This window comes from Nostoc punctiforme PCC 73102 (assembly GCF_000020025.1).
Lineage (GTDB): Bacteria > Cyanobacteriota > Cyanobacteriia > Cyanobacteriales > Nostocaceae > Nostoc > Nostoc punctiforme.
Map to the genome: position 1 here is coordinate 227,795 of NC_010631.1, position 18,048 is coordinate 245,842.

15 protein-coding genes and 1 pseudogene are annotated in these 18,048 nt (G+C 40.4%); 13 read left to right on the forward strand and 3 right to left on the reverse strand.

Annotation, left to right across the window (positions count from 1 at the left end):
* Positions 1-122: 122 nt before the first annotated feature.
* From NPUN_RS34565 to NPUN_RS34595, 7 genes are all read left to right on the forward strand, one after another.
* Entirely contained in the window at positions 123-3,635 is a 3,513-nt protein-coding gene (locus NPUN_RS34565) for a CHAT domain-containing protein (protein ID WP_012413049.1), read from the forward strand.
* Between the two features lie 39 nt (positions 3,636-3,674).
* Entirely contained in the window at positions 3,675-4,049 is a 375-nt protein-coding gene (locus tag NPUN_RS34570) for a trypco2 family protein (RefSeq protein ID WP_012413050.1), read from the forward strand.
* Positions 4,050-4,065: 16 nt separating this feature from the next.
* Positions 4,066-6,639: a CHASE2 domain-containing protein gene (locus NPUN_RS42340; RefSeq protein ID WP_012413051.1), complete on the forward strand. Its 2,574-nt coding sequence runs from the start codon at positions 4,066-4,068 to the stop codon at positions 6,637-6,639.
* An 86-nt stretch (positions 6,640-6,725) separates the two neighbouring features.
* Complete coding sequence (locus NPUN_RS38060) at positions 6,726-7,556, forward strand: DUF928 domain-containing protein (protein ID WP_167315711.1); 831 nt, start codon at positions 6,726-6,728, stop codon at positions 7,554-7,556.
* A 64-nt stretch (positions 7,557-7,620) separates the two neighbouring features.
* Positions 7,621-7,788 carry a hypothetical protein gene (locus tag NPUN_RS42345; RefSeq protein ID WP_167315712.1) on the forward strand — a complete coding sequence of 56 codons (168 nt, stop codon included), beginning with the start codon at positions 7,621-7,623 and terminating at the stop codon, positions 7,786-7,788.
* A gap of 85 nt (positions 7,789-7,873) precedes the next feature.
* Positions 7,874-8,224: a DUF5674 family protein gene (locus NPUN_RS34590; protein WP_012413053.1), complete on the forward strand. Its 351-nt coding sequence runs from the start codon at positions 7,874-7,876 to the stop codon at positions 8,222-8,224.
* Positions 8,205-8,561 (forward strand): hypothetical protein, encoded by a 357-nt coding sequence (locus NPUN_RS34595; protein WP_041566583.1) that lies wholly within the window; start codon positions 8,205-8,207, stop codon positions 8,559-8,561. The genes NPUN_RS34590 and NPUN_RS34595 overlap by 20 nt, the downstream gene beginning before the upstream one ends.
* A gap of 217 nt (positions 8,562-8,778) precedes the next feature.
* Here the strand turns inward: NPUN_RS34595 and NPUN_RS34600 are convergent, their stop codons facing one another.
* Complete coding sequence (locus NPUN_RS34600; RefSeq protein ID WP_012413055.1) at positions 8,779-9,399, reverse strand: glutathione S-transferase family protein; 621 nt, start codon at positions 9,397-9,399, stop codon at positions 8,779-8,781.
* Between the two features lie 246 nt (positions 9,400-9,645).
* Here NPUN_RS34600 and ybaK point away from each other — a divergent pair, with 246 nt between their 5' ends.
* On the forward strand, positions 9,646-10,116 hold the full coding sequence (ybaK, locus tag NPUN_RS34605; protein WP_012413056.1) for a Cys-tRNA(Pro) deacylase: 471 nt from the start codon (positions 9,646-9,648) through the stop codon (positions 10,114-10,116).
* Between the two features lie 88 nt (positions 10,117-10,204).
* Here ybaK and NPUN_RS34610 read toward each other — a convergent pair.
* Positions 10,205-11,599 (reverse strand): annotated as a pseudogene (locus NPUN_RS34610) (transposase).
* A gap of 247 nt (positions 11,600-11,846) precedes the next feature.
* Here NPUN_RS34610 and NPUN_RS34615 point away from each other — a divergent pair.
* The 4 genes from NPUN_RS34615 (at position 11,847) to NPUN_RS34630 (ending at position 15,274) form a co-directional block, all read left to right on the forward strand.
* Positions 11,847-12,212 carry a MarR family winged helix-turn-helix transcriptional regulator gene (locus tag NPUN_RS34615; protein ID WP_234711177.1) on the forward strand — a complete coding sequence of 122 codons (366 nt, stop codon included), beginning with the start codon at positions 11,847-11,849 and terminating at the stop codon, positions 12,210-12,212.
* A gap of 324 nt (positions 12,213-12,536) precedes the next feature.
* Positions 12,537-13,175, forward strand: a complete 639-nt coding sequence (locus NPUN_RS38065) for a glutathione S-transferase family protein (RefSeq protein WP_012413058.1) — start codon at positions 12,537-12,539, stop codon at positions 13,173-13,175.
* Between the two features lie 102 nt (positions 13,176-13,277).
* Entirely contained in the window at positions 13,278-13,748 is a 471-nt protein-coding gene (locus NPUN_RS34625) for a methyltransferase family protein (RefSeq protein ID WP_012413059.1), read from the forward strand.
* 170 nt (positions 13,749-13,918) lie between these two features.
* Positions 13,919-15,274 (forward strand): SCP2 sterol-binding domain-containing protein, encoded by a 1,356-nt coding sequence (locus NPUN_RS34630; protein WP_012413060.1) that lies wholly within the window; start codon positions 13,919-13,921, stop codon positions 15,272-15,274.
* Positions 15,275-15,477: 203 nt separating this feature from the next.
* Here the strand turns inward: NPUN_RS34630 and NPUN_RS39730 are convergent, their stop codons facing one another.
* Positions 15,478-16,341: a TauD/TfdA dioxygenase family protein gene (locus tag NPUN_RS39730; protein ID WP_012413061.1), complete on the reverse strand. Its 864-nt coding sequence runs from the start codon at positions 16,339-16,341 to the stop codon at positions 15,478-15,480.
* 392 nt (positions 16,342-16,733) lie between these two features.
* Here NPUN_RS39730 and NPUN_RS34640 point away from each other — a divergent pair, with 392 nt between their 5' ends.
* Complete coding sequence (locus NPUN_RS34640; protein ID WP_012413062.1) at positions 16,734-17,999, forward strand: IS701 family transposase; 1,266 nt, start codon at positions 16,734-16,736, stop codon at positions 17,997-17,999.
* Positions 18,000-18,048 lie beyond the last annotated feature (49 nt).

Here is an 18,048-nt window from a genome sequence, read left to right on the forward strand (position 1 = left end):
GAAACCCTTAAGGTTAAAGCAATAGAAACATTTTGAAGCAAATCGGAATTAAAAGCATAAGACTGATTCTTTTCCTCATTGCCCTTTCCCTCTTCCCTTTCACATGATTCATCTTTAAAATTATGACTTTCACTAAGTTTGCATGTGGGTGCATATTGTTGTTAATATCGGCTTGTTTATTTATCCCCAATCGCCAACTAATTGTCACCGCGTCCACTATTTTTAAAGATATTGCTCAAGCGTCAGGTGCTTCAAAATATTCACCTATTGAACTTAACCCCTACGCAAGTACAGTTGAAAATGCCAGTTTTAGCCCTGATGGAAGGTTTATTATCACTGGATTTGATAATGGAACTGCCCGTATTTGGGATAAAAGTGGTAATCTAATCACTGAATTAAAAGCGGGAGAAAATAAAGTAAAAAGTGCCTTTTTTAGTCCTAACAGTAAGTTTATTGTCACCTCATCTAACCGCACAAAAATATGGGACACTTCAGGAAAAAAACTAGTGGAATTAAAAGGGTATAATCCAAGTATTAGTCCTGATTGCAAGTTTATTGTTACAACCTTTTTGGGCGCTACGCTATGGGATACATCGGGTAAACTGCTAGTGGAATTTAAAGAGGATAAAGATAATCCTGTTATGAGTGCTAGCTTTAGCCCTGATAGTAAACTAATTATCACGGCATTACGTAATGGTATTGTACGTGTGTGGGATACAAATGGTAAACTCATAACTGAATTTACAGCTGATCGCAATCTTCTCAAAAGTGCTGTTTTTAGTCCAAATGGTAAGCTAATTTTCACTACTTCTTTTGGTACTTCTAGAGTATGGGATATTTTAGGTAAGCTGCTAGCAGAACTCAAAGGTCGCCATCTATCGATTCAAAGTGCCAATTTTAGTCCTGATAGTAAGCTGATTGTCACCACATCTTTAAATAATAGTGACTTTTTTAATAGGAATGCCCAAGTGTGGGATACATCAGGTAAAGAAATAGCTGAACTTAAAGGACATGAAGGGGATGTTACAGGGGCGAACTTTAGCCCTGATGGAAAGCGCATAGTCACTGTTTCTAATGATGGGACTGCCCGGATATGGGATACAAATGGTAAAATGCTGCTTACCTTGAAAGGACATCAGGGAAATGTTAGCAAAGCTAGTTTTAGCCCTGATGGACAACTTGTAATTACCGCTTCTGATGATGGTACGTCACGGTTGTGGGATGCAAATGCCAAACAATTAGCTACACTAAATCTGGGTGAAAAAATTGCTATTTCCCCGAAAGCTGAAGCCGATCGTCTCCGTGATCTACAATTCTACTCCCCTAACTGCGCTCTAGCATTCGACCCCTGGCAAAAAGCTCTAAAACTTTACCAACAAATCTCCGATAAGGAAAACCAAGCTGTTATCCTAGAAAAACTTGGCAACGCTCACTACTGCATTGGTTATTATACCAGCGCGATTCAAAGTTATACTCAAGCAACTGCCATTGCCCAGAAATTCAATTACCCACAACTCCAAGCCAACAATCTTTCCAATCTCGGCAATGTTTATAACACCCTAGCTGACTATGAAACTGCAATTAATAAATATAACGAAGCCTTAAAGCTCCTCCCCAAAGATAACTCCCCAAGCAAAGCCAAGATTCTTCAAGGACGAGGAAATAGTTACAATTCTCAAAGTAAATATCGTGAAGCTATTCAAGATTACTTGCAAGCATTAGCTATCGATGAAGTAATTAAAAATACCTCTGGCGTAGCTGAAAATAAAGTCAATTTGGCAAGTATTTATCTGGCTTCTGGAGATACCAATAAAGCAACTCAATATTATAAAGAAGCATTAGATATCAAGCCGATGGAAGCACTATCTGGTTTGGGAAATGTTTACTGGACGCTTGGTGAAATCAATAAAGCCATTGACTTATATCAGCAGAGTTTAGCTAAAGCACAGCAACAAGAAAATAAAGAAGGTGAAGGAAATGCACTCAATAGCTTAGGATTTACTCTGTATAAATCAGATAGACTCACTGAAGCAGAACAATATTTGCGTCCAGCGATCGCTATTTGGGAAAATCTCCGCATAGTATTAGACGATGGCAATAAAATTTCCATCTTTGAAAAACAAACTCGTACCTATCGTCTGTTACAAGAAGTGTTGATTGCTCAAAATAAAATAACTGAAGCCTTGGAAGTATCTGAAAGTGGTAGGGCAAGAGCTTTTATTGAATTATTAAGTAAACGATTATCTCCTAATCAAACAGAGCAATTAAAAGTTCCTGTATTGAATACTGAACAGATGAAACAAGTTGCTAAAAATGAAAATGCAACCCTGGTTCAATATTCGATTATTACTGATGAATTTAAAGTTGGCGGTAAACTGCAAACTCAAGATTCAGAACTATATATTTGGGTAATCAAACCTACAGGTGAGATTAAATTTTATCCAATTGACCTCAAACCCCTATGGCAGCAACAAAATACCTCCCTAAGAAATAAAGTTGACCAAACCCGTCAGTCGATTGTTAAAGATGTGAGCCTTACTAGTCGTAGTAATAACATCACTCTCACACCAGGAGATCGCGTTAAACTCAATGACGATGAGCCAGACTGGGAAGCTTGGCAAGTAGTATCAGTTGATATTAAAAACGGTAAAATCACTATTCGCTTGCCCTCTTGGGAGGCAGAAAAACCAGCAATAGAACGTCCAATAATAGATGTAGTGAAAAAAATCGGTATAAATAGTTTTGTTGCAAACGCCAAAAACTTACAGTTACAGGAACTTTACCAGCTACTTATCCAACCAATTGCAGACATACTGCCAAAAGAAGAAACAGCTCGTGTCATCTTCATCCCCCAAGATGCTTTATTTTTAGTTCCTTTCCCAGCATTGCAAGATTCATCGGGGCAATACTTAATTGATAAACATACTATCCTTACCGCCCCTTCCATTCAAATATTAGAATCTACTCATAAACTACGGCAAAAAGTTCCAGGTTCAGCCAAAGATATTTTGATAGTCGGTAATCCCACAATGCCCAAGGTTTCAAAAAACCCTAGAGAATCACCTCAGCAATTAGGTGCGCTTCCTGGTTCAGAAAAAGAAGCTCTTGCAATTGCTTCATTTTGGAAAACTCAAGCTTTGATTGGTAATCAAGCTACTAAAAAAGCAGTGTTGCAAAAACTACCACTAGCTAAAATCATTCATTTGGCAACTCATGGCTTGTTGGATGATATTCGAGGATTGGGAAGTTCTATTGTCTTTGCTCCCGAAGGACAGGATAACGGTTTGTTGACAGCAGAAGACATCCTAAAATTGTACACAGCACTCCAAGGTTCTACCTTAAGTGCCGAATTAGTCGTATTAAGTGCTTGCGATACGGGACAGGGTAGGCTGACAGGTGATGGGGTAATTGGGTTATCTCGTTCCATAATTGCCGCAGGGGTTCCCAGTGTTATAGTTTCCTTGTGGTCGATACCAGATGCACCCACTGCTGAATTAATGACAGAATTTTATGAAAATTTCCGCAAAAATCCTGACAAAGCTACTGCTTTGCGGCAAGCGATGCTGACGACGAAGAAAAAACATCCCAATCCTGTTGAATGGGCAGCTTTTACTCTGATTGGAGAATCTGAGTAACTCAAGTTTAGTTACCAATAAATCGCTAAGGAGTGTGAAATGCCAGAAGAAAATTCTATCGGATTAGCAGAATTGATTGAGCAGATAAAGCAAGAATTGCTTTCAACAGAGGTAGAAGGAGAAAAACCCATACCCTTGTTTAGTGTTGACCAAGTGAGTTTGGAATTGCAAGTGACAGCACGTAAAGAGGGGAAAGCTGGAATCAAAGTCTACGTTGTGGAATTAGGTGGTGGAGGCAGCCGTGATGATGTACAAAAAGTTACTGTCACCTTAACCCCTTTATTGAGTAAAGAAGAGCGAATTGCGCTTTATAAAACACGCTATCCCCAAAAGTGGAAGTTGCTGGAAGAAACTAGTATAGAAGGATTGCTGAAGGGCAGCAATGACGAACCTCTTGGCGACCTCTTAGGCTAAATAGCAAGGATGGCTAATGGAGCTATTAAAGGTATACCTATCTCCCATTAATGAGGCTGATTTCAAAGTCAGCGTCAATGGGTTACGAGTTGGTCAAGCGGAAGCCAACTCAACATTACCTTTTTGGCAAGACGGAATAAACTTGCTGATTACCGTTATTAAATCTCTAGAAGCTATTCGTTTTCGACCAGAGGACTTTCAGCGCTCTGGGGAACAAGATTGGATGGTGCAAGTTGGTCTACTAGTTCAAGACCGAAAAGCCTTTCATCCCTATTTTTTAACAAACATTGGCAAGGCACTGTATCAATCACTTTTTCCCCCAGGCTCTAAAGTCGAAAAAATGCTGCAAAATGCGATTAATTTAGCCCAAAATAACGGAACTCAACTGCATATACAACTAGAAATAGCGGCAGATATCTTAGGCTCAACTCGTTTACCTGATTATCCTTGGGAATTAATGCATGATGACCGAGGGTTTTTGACTCAACATCAAGTTACCTTCTCTCGTTACATTACCTATGATGCTGCACCGCCGAAGCTACCATCGATGGAGCAAGTTAACGTTTTGTTAATATCCTCTGCGGCTTCTGACCCAGAAAATGCTTTGGAAAAGCTGCCACAGCAAGAACAACTTGCAGTACGCAGAGGTTTAGGAATAGCCGAGAAAGAAGGTCATATTCGGCTAGTTGAACTGAAACCCCCGACTTTAAAAGCTTTGCGGGATTATCTGACTGAACATCGGAATGAGACAGCACCTCATGTTATCCATTTTGATGGACATGGCTTGTTTGGTAAATGCTGTAACAATACATTGGACAATGGTCAGCTATGTCGAACTATACATAAAGGTATAAAAATAAACAACTGTCAACGTTGCTATGCCTTACTTCCTGAACCGCAAGGATATCTAGTTTTTGAAGATGAAACTGGCAAACCAAATTATGTGAGTGCTAAGGAAATTGGTATACTGCTACAGCAAAATAGTTTTACTGATAATTCTAAACAGCTACGTGGTGTAGCTTTAGTGGTATTGAGCGCCTGTCAATCTGGTTTGGCGTTAACTGGAACTTCAGTGTTTAATGGTGTAGCTCAAAGCTTAATTGCTCACCGCACTCCAGCAGTGGTAGCGATGCAGTATTCTGTGAGTGTGCCAGGTGCAACAGCTTTTAGTGAGCAATTTTATCGTTCACTTGGTCAAAAAGACCCCTTGGCAATGGCAGTGAGTCAAAGCCGAGAAGCAATGGGTACAGAAGGCAAGCAGTGGTATCGTCCAGTACTTTATCTGCGCTGGCAAGATAACGAAGGCGGTCAACTCTTTGCAGCACCGACTTCAGTTATTCCTACACCAATTAAATTAAAACCCTCTGTTTTTGTTCCATCTGCAAGTTTAGTCATAACAGCTTTGGTGTTTGGAGTACGACTGCTAGGAATACTGCAATCATCAGAGCTAAAGATATTTGACCAGATGATGCGACTGCGCCCAGATGAGGGAATAGACCCTCGAATTTTGGTTGTTACTATTGATGATGAAGATTTAAAATATCAAAATTCTAAGGGAATGAAAGGCCGTGGATCATTATCCGACATTGCACTACATAAACTTTTAGAGAAACTACAACCCAATCAACCAAGAGTAATTGGCTTAGATATCATTCGTGATTTTCCTGTTAGCAACGACCAGCCAGAATTAGCAAATAAATTACAAAATAATGATAATTTTATTGCCATCTGCATAGGTAACGACCTCACAACTGGGGATAAAGGTATTGAACCTCCACCAGAAGTTCCAACAGAGCGTTTAGGTTTTGCTGATGTGGTTATAGACGATGATAAAATTCTCCGTCGGTATCTGTGGAATGCAAATTTTAACAGTAAAACTGCTTGTGAAACAGAAGATCCTTTAAGCCTTAAGCTTGCACTATATTACTTAGCTAAAAAAGGTATTAAACCTGAAACCACGCATTCGATAGATTTATTATTAGGGAAAACTCGCTTACAACGTTTACAGGCAAGAGCAGGAGGCTACCAAAATTTAGACAATGATGGCTACCAAATGCTACTTAATTATCGCTCTCGAAATATTGCCAGACAAGTTTCCCTAAGAAATATCCTAGAAAATAGTTTTGACCCTTCCTGGGTGAAAGACCGAATAGTTATCATTGGCGTTACTGCTAGAAGTGTAAAAGATAATTTTTATACCCCATACAGTCTTAACGAACAGTCAGACCAAATAATGCGGGGTGTATTTGTTCAAGCCCAAATGGTAAGTCAAATTACTAGTGCGGCATTAGATGGTCGTCCTCTGCTGGGAGTACTGCCTTGGTGGGGAGATGTTTTTTACATCTGGCTATGGTCTTTAGCTGGAGGTGTGTTTGGCACAGTTGTGTTGCAGAGACTTGCTTGGCGCGATCGCAAAATAATTCTTGTGATTACAAGCATAGGTATTATTTTTGTTATCTCCTATAGCATCTGCCTTTTTCTTTTAATTCATGGCCACTGGCTACCATTCCTTCCTTCTACCATAGCTTTCCTTACTACAGGTGTAATTACGTTTAGCTATATCCACCAATTACCGTATAAACGCTGTTAAGAAGACAGAGAGTATGTCTGTCGTCGTTTTGTAGAGATATTTATTCCATACTTCTATAAAAAATGATAAAGTTACTTTTTCGACATTTGAGTTTAGCTTTAATTTTTCCCTTAACATTAGGTGTTTATTCTCTTGTTAAAGCAGCCCCACGCTCTAATTATGTTTGGGAAGATGGGGTTACTTTAAAGCAGCAACAAAGACAACAGCCTCAAACCCCAAAACCTACAAATACGCCTAAAACTTCAGGACTAATTTCCCAGATTATTCACTTTTTATTACCCTCAAAAGGCGCGCCTGGTCAGCGAAGCTATGCTGCGGCAAGAGCGGATTGTCCAGCTATTGAAAAACCTCTGACGGCTTTAGTTCCAAATACAAACATTGGATTAACTATTTCCGAACGTCCGACATTCTGGTTTTATATTCCTTACCAGCCTACAGACACAAATCCAGTTGAATTTTTGCTAATAAATGATAAAAATAATCCGGTTTATAAAACTACTTTTCAGTTAACAAATATACCAGGGATTATTAGTGTCAACTTACCTCAAAATATACCAGCATTAGAAATTGGTAAAAAATATAATTGGGTCTTATCTTATATGTGCGATCCAGCAAATCGCCTGAAGGATCCTTTTGTTAAAGGATATATTGAGCGAGTTTCTATCAACTCTAATTTGAAAAATGATTTAGAGAAAGCAAGTAGACCGAGAGAGCGCATTTTGCTGTTCGCTGAAAATGGTCTTTGGTATGATGCTCTGACGATCCTGGCTAACGAACGCCGTCAAAAACCCAAGGATGCACAGGTAACAAAAGATTGGAAAGATTTATTACTGTCCTCAGAAGGGGACTTAACAGAGATTAAAGAGATTGTTTCAGAACCTATTGTCTCTTGCTGCCAAAATATTGTAACTCAATAGCTGAAGCACCTGAAGTCCTTTAACTACCTGCCCCAGGAGTGTTAGCAGATGCAGGTGATTTGCGATGGCGCAAGCGCCCAGCGTAGCTGATCGCATTAATCGGGTGTATTCGAGTGGGTTGGAAGAATCGGTGCAGAAGTTTTTGGAGTCGTTGGGGAAGCTGAATCGTGCTTATTTGACGGATTTAGAAGAGAAAGTGTTGAGTCTTCTGGAGTTAGAAATTATACCATAATGCTGCAAGTGATTAATTTTGGGATTCAAAGGATTCTACAAAGTAGAATTTTGACTTGTGCATTTATACAGGTAGGGGTGAGATTTTGGTACTGATTATTAGGGAAAGAGCAACTCTCGAACAAGTGGAGTTAATGCTGCAAACTTTGCGAGTTTACATTAAAGTGGCAGTAGATATAGAAAGAGGGATTTTAGCTGGAGGAGGAGAGAAACACGCTTTCTGTGAAGCAGCATTGCTCGAAGACGGTAGTAAACAGCGAGATATCTGGGGTGCGGATTGGACTCCCTTTAACCAATCAATCGCCTATGAATCGATTATTAACATACGTCCAAGCCAAAATAATCGCTCAATGGTAATTCAAGACCCAGCGATTAAAGAACGTGTTAAAAAAATAACTCAGGAGTTAATTGGTGGATATGAACCAGAATTTAGATGAAAAACAAGCACGGTTTCAAGGCGAAAATACATCACATCGCTTAGGTCATATAGCTTCTAATTTAGCTAGGCTGAGAACATTTTGTGACACTGCTTACCCTGAAGCGGTCAAAAGTGTTGCAGATGAAACTATGTGTTTTATCGAATGGACGGCAGCAGAAATTGAACCTGAATATGCTGAAGAACTGGTTAACATTCAAGTTCAACTGGCACGATGGAGATTAACTTTTGATAGTATTTGGTCTGATGGTAGCGAACGCAGAAATATGTCCGAGCAAGCTAGTGCTTGGTCAGAACAAGTATTAGATATGTCAGGGTTGTTGTCCGAATCCATCTAAAACTTTAATCATTGCGATATTCTAGATTTTGTAAAAAATATGAGCAATCACTTATAGTTTCTGGACAAATAATTCATTTTGTTAATCTGGAACGACTTGTAAGCTTAACTTCCCCATCAAAATTATTCAAATTATTTTTGCAAGGCTCCTAAGTAGGGCTTGCTTGAATAACTAACCAATCCTGATCTTTGCTTTCTTATTACTTTTTCAGCAACCTCTAAATAGGGGTCTTTTTTGGAATAGTTGACTTGACTGATTCACGCTCCTGTAATCTATTAAACCAGTCTCTCAAATAAGGATACTGAAGAAGCCAGTCTTCATTTAAGCGAAAGCTGTAATAACCGAGGGAACATAATGCTGCCACATCTGCTGCTGTCCATGTTTCACCCTCTAACAAATATTTAGTTGAACGCAGTTGTCCATCAAAGATTGGTAAAAGGCGATTAATTAATGTTTCATATTTTTTTCGATAATAAGCAGGAGCTAGATCACCCATAAAATTTAGTACCCATAAACCGATAATGTTGTCGCCTAAAGTATCTGCTAGTTGTTCCCATTTACGGCACTCAAGCCGTATGTGAGGAGCGCTTGGGTAAAAGCTAGGCTGTGGATAAGTTTCGTCTAGATACTCCGCAATCAATGTAGAGTCCCAAATTACCGTGCCATCTTGATCTACAAACACAGGGACTTGACCAATAGGAGAAATTTCAAGGAACTCAGGGGGTTTATTGGCTAAATTAATTTCTTTGAATTCACAATCTAAATTTTTCTCTATTAACAATATTCGGATTTTCCGAGAAAAGTTTGATTGCTGATGATAATATAACATTCTATTCATAGATTTATTCTTACTCAAAAACTGGGTCTAATAATAAACTGCATTCAAAAATAGTACCCCATGATTGTGACGAAGGAAGCAATCTCATGGACTCTCACCAAAACCGTTTTATCTTAATCTCTTAGGCATGGTAAAACATTGAATTACAACACCTAAAGTCTTGCAATTATCTACTTCCCGAATGTCAGTAGATGCAGTCTTTAGTTGCGTTAGTGGACTGGTAATTGAAGATTGGGAGTAAGAGCAATGAAAACTAATGCTGCTCGACTACTTGATAAACTAGGCATCTCCTATCAAATTCTCACTTATGAAGTAGATCCTGATGATTTGGCCGCCGAAAGTACAGCGTACAAAGTCGGTCTTCCACCAGAGCAAGTTTTTAAAACTCTAGTAGTCAGAGGTGACACAACAGGTCTCTGTTTTGCTGTTGTGCCGGGAAATGCTCAGTTAAACCTAAAAGCTTTAGCTCGAATTTCAGGAAACCGGAAGGTTGAGACAGTTGCCCTGAAGGAAGTCCAGCCACTAACAGGATACATCCGTGGGGGTGTGACAGCTTTAGCCAGTAAAAAAGACTATCCCGTTTACCTTGATGAAACGGCAACTCTATTTGAGCAGATTACTGTTTCTGGTGGAATGCGAGGAATGCTACTTCTGCTATGCCCATCTGATTATTTACGTGCAGTCAAAGGTACTTTGGGAGCAATTGTACAAAATTAGTATTAGAGATTTTCGTGAGTTTAATCCTGAAAGTGTAAGGCGATTACTACTTCAAATAATCTAATTGCTAAGCAATACCGTTGCCAAATTAAGAGTGTTCAACGCCTGTAGAAACGGGATGAATACGTCCTAAAGAAGTAAGCTTGGCAAAAATCTGGGTTAATAAAATAGGCTCAGGGATCTCGGGAAGCATTTTTAGCATTTCACGAACATATCGAAAGCCACGATAATATGCTTTAAGGTCAATAATGCCGGAGCCAGGATTATGTTGACGGAAATCAGCCAGAAGATAATGGGATAAATTAACCAGAAAAAATGCTAGATTAGCAGCATTAGTCACCGCAGTTTGGCTCAGATTCATAAAATCCTCCAATCCCCAAAACTGCTTGGCATCTCGAAAGTTAAACTCAATTTGAAAGCGCAGCTTATAATAGTCAATTATTTTTTCAAATGATAGCTCTAGGTCGCTAGAAAACAGAATCACATGGCTACGAGTATTAGTTTTAAGATTGGTTTTGACTAAAATCACTACATTTAGTGCTTGGGCAAATTCCTTGTGGAGTAAAGTAGCTTGATAAATATCAGTTTTGATATCCTCGTCAATAGTAATTTTACACAAATATGCGTCAGGTATATTACAATAATCCAGCTTATCGCCCTTCGGGTTCAGCAGTCCCCTGCGACGGGAAACCCGTCTTCAGGGCTGCTTCACCGTATTACGACGGGAGCGACGATTTGGGTCAGGGTTTTGATAAGGTATATATAATGCCGAATCATGGCGCAACTTGGAAATTATGTGCAAATTAACTTGTCGAGCCATCTGCAAGGCATTATTGTTGCCAAAGTGAACATCTAAGACTAAGTAAGTTAGAGGGATAAAGTTAGCTATTAACAAGACTTGCTCATTAATCATTTTCTTAATTCTGAGTAATTCAGATGTGAAAATTACTTCTGTTTTCTTTTTGTTTTTACTCCCTTTTGGTCGTCCACGTCCACGTTTTTCTTTGGTTTTGATTTCTGGATTTGGCGATACACTAGTTTTTTCCACATCGCTTTTTACGACCTGTTCTATTTGAATCGGAAATGAGTGTCTTTCTTCGACACTTACTAACGATAATGTAAAGAAAGATAGTCCTGATATTGGTTTACTTATTAAGCTGGAAAAGAACCTATCCAACCCATAAGTTTGTTTCCCTGATTTGCTGACTACAACTTCATCTCCTGCAAGCAAATATATCTCATTCGCACGAAACAAATGCTTACGAAAAAATAGCCAAAACAATGTCGCCCAAGGTATTACTGTATGAAAGAACCTTAACATCGTCTGATAACTACCACCAGTCCCTGTCCAACGAGAAATCCCCAACATGGTGACTCGGCCGCTCATTGCTAACATAGCCAGGATTATCTGGTTTAATTGCCGCATCGTTGTAGCGTTTATCTGCGGCAAGAGGCACTGTAACAGTGATAGGATGTCCGACATGGGCTGATTGTGGTTTTGAGTTGTCGTTGTGAGAGACAATAACTCTACTACATCGGCCCTCTCTCTTCATCCTCTTATTTTGGCTAAGGTATTGCTAAGACAATGTTTTTAGTCGGCACTTGACATCAAAAATAAGTGCATATACACTTACCCTATGGATAAACACACTAACCCAATCAACACTGATTTTTTAGGTCAAGTGGGTTCAGCATGCGCCTGTTTCAATCTCCGAAAGGCTTCTCGTGTTATGACACAACACTTTGACGAAGTACTCAGGCCAAGCGGATTGCTAGTGACTCAGTTCACCATTCTGGCTGCTGTAGCGATCGCAAAATCAGCCACGGTCAACGAGTTAGCGGAGATACTAGTGATGGATCGCACGACCTTAACCAGGAATCTCAAGCCCCTTGAACGTGAAGGATGGTTAAAATCCGAACCTGGGCAAGACCAGCGAACTCGTATCATTGCCTTGACCGAAGCCGGGGAAGCTGTCTTAGCGAAAGCTTTACCATTGTGGAAACAGGCTCAAAGCATGGTTGAGACAGCACTTGGACAGCAACGATGGAACACTTTGTTGGCGCATTTAGTGGAAGCAACAGCACTCTTGCGTTAAGTCTAAAATTTTTCTCCAAAAAGTGTATATGCACTTAATTTCTCTATGTTGGCAGTTGATGATCATTCAAAGAAATCATCGGCACCTCGTGTCAAGGAGTCAGTAACATGAAAACGATTGCGGACGTAGCGCCGATGACATAGTGGCAGAAGTTCAGGGCTTGGATCATCGCGTTTAAGGAAGCGATGGATTTCAGAGAGACGGACATTCTGAGTGATCGCATCGAAAGTCTCGAACTACGAATCGCCGATCTCGAAGCGCAATTTCACGATTCAAACGATTGCATTTCCAGCTCCATCAACCCAATCATTGAAAGTGAGGCACATGAAACTTTATAGTGTTCCTATTTCACCCTTTGCCGCCCGCGTGCGGTTGTCCATCTATCGCAAAGGTCTAAACATTGAAATTGTCCCACCGCCAGAAGGAGGCATTAAAAGTGATGCCTATTTAGCTCTGAACCCTATGGGACAGGTGCCGACTTTGTTATTGGACTCTGGTTTTGCACTCCCAGAATCAGCAACGATCCTTGAATATCTAGAAGATGTCTTCCCAACACCATCTTTGCGACCGACTGATGTTGAGGATTTAGCCCGTGTTCGTTTGTTCTTGCGCCTCCCAGATTTTCATATTCGACCATCCATCTTTGCTTTAAGAGGTATGCGAGATCCAGCTAATCGCAATGAGGACGTGGTTAAAACTCAATTTGAAGTTCTCGATCAGGGCTTGTCATATATCGACCATTACCTGAGCGAAGATGTCTGGGCAGTGGGTAATCGACCGTCAATCGCTGACTGTGCCCTTGTCCCGATATTCAATATAGTCAGTTTCATGGTATTGGTCTATAACCACTCGGATATCATCAGCAAGTATCAAAAGCTTAGTGCTTATTGGCAGGCAGCCAAGACCGATGAAATTAACGCCAAAGTGATTGCCGAACAACTGGCTGCCATACCAAAAGCTTAGGAGTTTGCGGAAAGAAGGCAGATGGAACAAAGATCCTGGACAAATCCACCATCAAGTTCTCATAGCATTATTAGCAAAATCATTACAAAAAGGTAGGTGATCATGGAAGAGGGCATATCGGATAATCCCGGAGTAATTGCTTTTCCGCCAGCACTCTATGCTGGAACATTATTAATCGGATTAGTACTTAGTTTCATGTTTCCAATCGACTTTTTATCGCGATCTGTAGCACTAGCTTTGGGAGTATTAGCAATTATTTGCGCGGGTTTGATAGTAACTTCAGCTTTTCGGACGATGAATCGCGCACAGACAGAGGTTAACCCTTCACGTCCGACAACAGCGATTGTTTCGGATGGAGTTTTTAGGTTAAGCCGCAACCCAATTTATTTGTCTCTGACGCTGTTTTACATCGGCATCGCGTTGCTATTGGGTGCGCTCTGGGCATTGCTACTATTATTCCCCCTTTTAGTGATTGTGCAAATCGGGATTGTTCAGCGCGAAGAGAATTACTTGGAGCGTAAATTTGGCGATGAATACTTACGCTACAAGGCACGGGTGCGTCGCTGGGTATAAAAGGAAAAGGGGATTCATGTTAAAGGGGAAAGGGATGATGATTGTCGCGTCACTTGCAGGCGAGGTTTTTACCTTTCCCCCTTCTCCCTCTTATAAAGTACCTATTAAAACCAATTGAAAATTCCACCAAAATCTATACCGATTTATAACTATCAACGCTAGAGGCTTCTATGGCTAAATTTGATAACCATCCTACCGTGAGATGGTGGCGTGAGCAGTCTACAAACAACCCAAAAACAAGCACAGTCGCTTTGAATTCTGATTCACTCCGAACACTTTGTTTGGATGCGGGTGCTGATGATGTAGGATTTGTGGAAATTTACCGACCCGCGATCGCCGACCAACATGCCGAAATTCTGGCAGTATTTCCACCCACCAAAACATTGATTAGCTTTGTCTGCTGCATGAATCGGGAAAGCGTTCGCACTCCAGCGCGATCAATCGCTAATCTGGAATTTCATGCCAATTACGACCATGCAGATGAAGTGGCTCGAAACCTCGTCAAAGCATTCGCGCAGATTGGTGTCCGAGCCTTGAATCCGTCAGTGGCATTCCCAATGGAAATGGATCGTTATCCAGACAAAAAAGCCTGGATTATATCTCATAAACCTGTGGCTGTTGAAGCAGGATTAGGACACATAGGAATTCATCGAAACGTGATTCATCCAAAGTTTGGTAATTTCATTGCCCTCGGCACAGTTTTAATCGATACAGAAGTAACGGAGTACGCTCACCCGATCAATTACAATCCCTGCATTGAGTGTAAATTGTGTGTTGCGGCTTGTCCTGTAGGCGCGATCGGGGCTGATGGTAGTTTTAGTTTTTCAGCTTGTTACACTCATAATTATCGTGAGTTCATGGGCGGATTCACAGATTGGACAGAGACGATCGCTGACAGCAAAAGTGCTAGTGATTATCGAAAAAAAGTCAGTGCTTCTGAATCAGCCTCAATGTGGCAAAGCTTGTCTTTCAAGCCGAACTACAAAGCAGCTTACTGTATTGCGGCATGTCCGGCGGGAGAAGATGTAATTGCTCCATTCTTGAGCGATCGCAAAGCATTTATTAAAGATGTGGTCAAGCCATTGCAGGACAAAACCGAAACCATCTATGTGGTGCCGGGATCGGATGCCGAAAACTATGTTGTCAAACATTTTCCCAATAAAACGGTGAAGCTTGTGAGCAGTGGCATTCGTCCTCAATCGATTCAAGGATTTCTCTTTGGATTACCATTGTTATTTCAACGCAATCAGTCGGAGGGATTGAGTGCAATTTACCATTTCACATTCACTGGCTCTGAGTCTCGTCGTGCAACAGTGACGATTCAAAATAAAATGGTACGAGTTCAAGAAGGACATCTTGGGAAAGCAAATATTTCTGTCACGGCAGATAGCAAAACTTGGCTGGGTTTTCTTGGCAAGGAACAAAATTTAATTTGGGCACTGCTGCGATGTAAAATTCGGGTTAGTGGTTCTCTTAAGCTACTTCAGGCATTTGGTAAATGTTTTCCTACCTGCAATATTCATTAAATTCTAGAAATGCCTAACTAATTACCCCGCAAGGGGACTGAAACTTTCAAGTGCGGCTAACACTAATAATCAGGGTGTTAAGTTTTAATCAGGATGTTAAGTTTCCAAAACTAATTATCCTGCGAGGGGAGACAATACCGGAACTAATTGAGGGCTAGTCATTCTTTTGTTGACCCCGCCAAACCCCGCAATTGTCTCCAACTTCAGCTATTGGCCATAACACCAACACGGAGAGCAATCCGCTTATATTTGTTTGGATTGTAGGGCATACCTGTATGCATAACTTGGGAGTTATCCCAAAACACAATATCTCCAGCTTGCCAAATATGGGCATAAACTGGTGTACAGGAAAGAATCTCCTGAAACAATTCCTGCCAATACTGTTTAGCAGCTTCTGGTTTGTTTTCTAGCCCTTTGAGAATCGAAGTGTCTGAACCCAAATATAAACAATAGCGCCCAGTTACTTTGTGAGTTGAGACAATTGGATGTAATTTCCGAGGAATCTCTACCCCTGGCTGTGGGGAGATAGGTGAGAGGTGATACATCGACAGTAGTTTTAATTGCTGCTGATGTTGGGGAGCGAGATTGTGGTAGGCTTCCACCATATCGAGAAAGAGAGTGGTGTGGGGGTGTCCATCCGTTCCTTCGTCCGGGATGGACACCCCATAAAGCATCACAACATAGAGGGCATTCATATCCAGTCCCTGTGTTTTAGGGAGATGGTCTTTATCGTGATGCCATTGCCAAGCAACCTTGCCGACCACCTCACCAGAAAGCCCCTTGGGATTACCTAAAATGGAGACTCCAGGACTTTGTAAGTCTGGAGCGATTTCGGGATCTAGAGGCTTGGGGCGACGACCAAGGGTTGAGTCACCAAACGTCTGGATGGCAAAGTCTTTCAACTGGGATGCCGTCAGTTTTTGCTTTCTGACAACAATAACCCCGTGTTCCCAGAGAGATTGCTTCAATTCCTCAACTTGTTGGTCTGTTATAGATGCAAAATTACAATCTCGTAAAACTTCCTTGCCCAGTCTTGAATGCTGCCGTACGGTCAACAATTTATTCATCTTAAGTAAATACCGTTTGATAATATTATTCACCTAAAGTTTCGTGCTTTACGCAAAAAACGAATCATCTTGAAGTTGGCATTACGAATTTTAAAGGTCAGCATCAGCCATGTTAGAAAAGCTACTGCTGAGGGAAAACTTAAAACAAGACCCTGTTTTGAAGACTTTGATTGTAATTCATCAGCCGAACGCTACAAATTACACAACAGAATTGGCAACGCATACATGAGTTTAAAATAGTATTTTTGTACTATTTATTGACAAATAAGTACTTGTTGCTAAAATCTTTTAACAAAGCCAGGGTAAGTTGAGTTAGCGGGACTTAAACAAAAGTTAAGAGCGAAAAAGAGTATAATACTTAGCTAGCATAGCTTTCACGTCGAAAAAAGCTCATGAAAGAAACCACCCCCGCAGCCATGCCCCCATGCTTTGAAAGATGGTGTCAACGGTTTGATGATGTATTTACTCATAAAGCTCAAAAAAGAGAATTTAGACACTATGTAGGGGGATTATTGGGTGAAAGTGAGAGAAAGAACCTGTTTCAAATGGCAGAGAATGCCGTAGGGGTGACTTACCACCGATTACACCACTTTTTAACTGAAGCACCTTGGTCGAGTTCTCAGGTCAATGAGCGTCGGTTAGAGATCATGAACAAGTGTAGCCAGACGAGAATTAGTAGAGGCTTTAGCCTAATCATTGATGATTCTGGGCATAGGAAAAGTGGAAATTTTACGGATGGAGTGGGAAGGCAATATATCGGAGAAATAGGCAAAACAGATAATGGAATAGTAGTGGTAACAACACATCTATATGATGGACGAAAAAGCTTACCATTAGATATAGAGCTATATCAGCACGCTAATTCTTTAGCCGAAGGGAAACAAGACCCAGAATTTGAAAAGAAACCAGAATTAGCAATTAAATTAGTAGACCTAACTTTAAGCCGTAGGTATCAACCAGCAATAGTTATTGTAGATGCTGGATACGGCAATAATACATCCTTTTTATTAGAGTTAGAGAAGCGGCAATTAAAGTATTTAGGTGGATTAGCTAAAAATCGCAAAGTAACAGTTAATGAAAAAGATAATATTCAATCAAAAATTAGGCTAGATGAATTAGCACAATCTTTACCCCAAGAGGCTTTTACAGAAATTAGACTTAACTTAGATAAGCCCAAAACATTATGGGTAGTAACTAAAGAAGTAGAGATATCAGGTCTAAGTGGAAAGCGAAATATTGCTATCGTCATGAACGCTGAGACTTTCTCACTCGCCACTGATATTGACTATTTCATTACTAATATTTCTTCATCAATTGTCACACCACAATGGATAGTTGACACCTACTCACAGAGAAATTGGGTGGAAGTTTTTTATAGAGAAGCGAAGGGTTGGTTAGGGCTAAAAGAATATCAAGTCCGAGATAAAAGAAGTCTACTTCGACATTTTATCTTAGTTTTTTGTGCCTATACTTTTATTCTTTGGCATCAGATGACAGGTGGTTTGAGACGCCGATGGGCTAACAAACCTTTGAACACGTTTACTGAAGCAATAGATGCTTTTAGAACAGCTATGTCTTTTCGATTTTTTGATTGGTTGACCCTGAACCGGGACGTATTTGCTGCTTACAAAGCCAGTTTGGGCTTTATTTGGGCTTAATTTTTGTTTAAGTCCCGTTAGTAATTTTTTAGAAATGAAATTGCGAAAA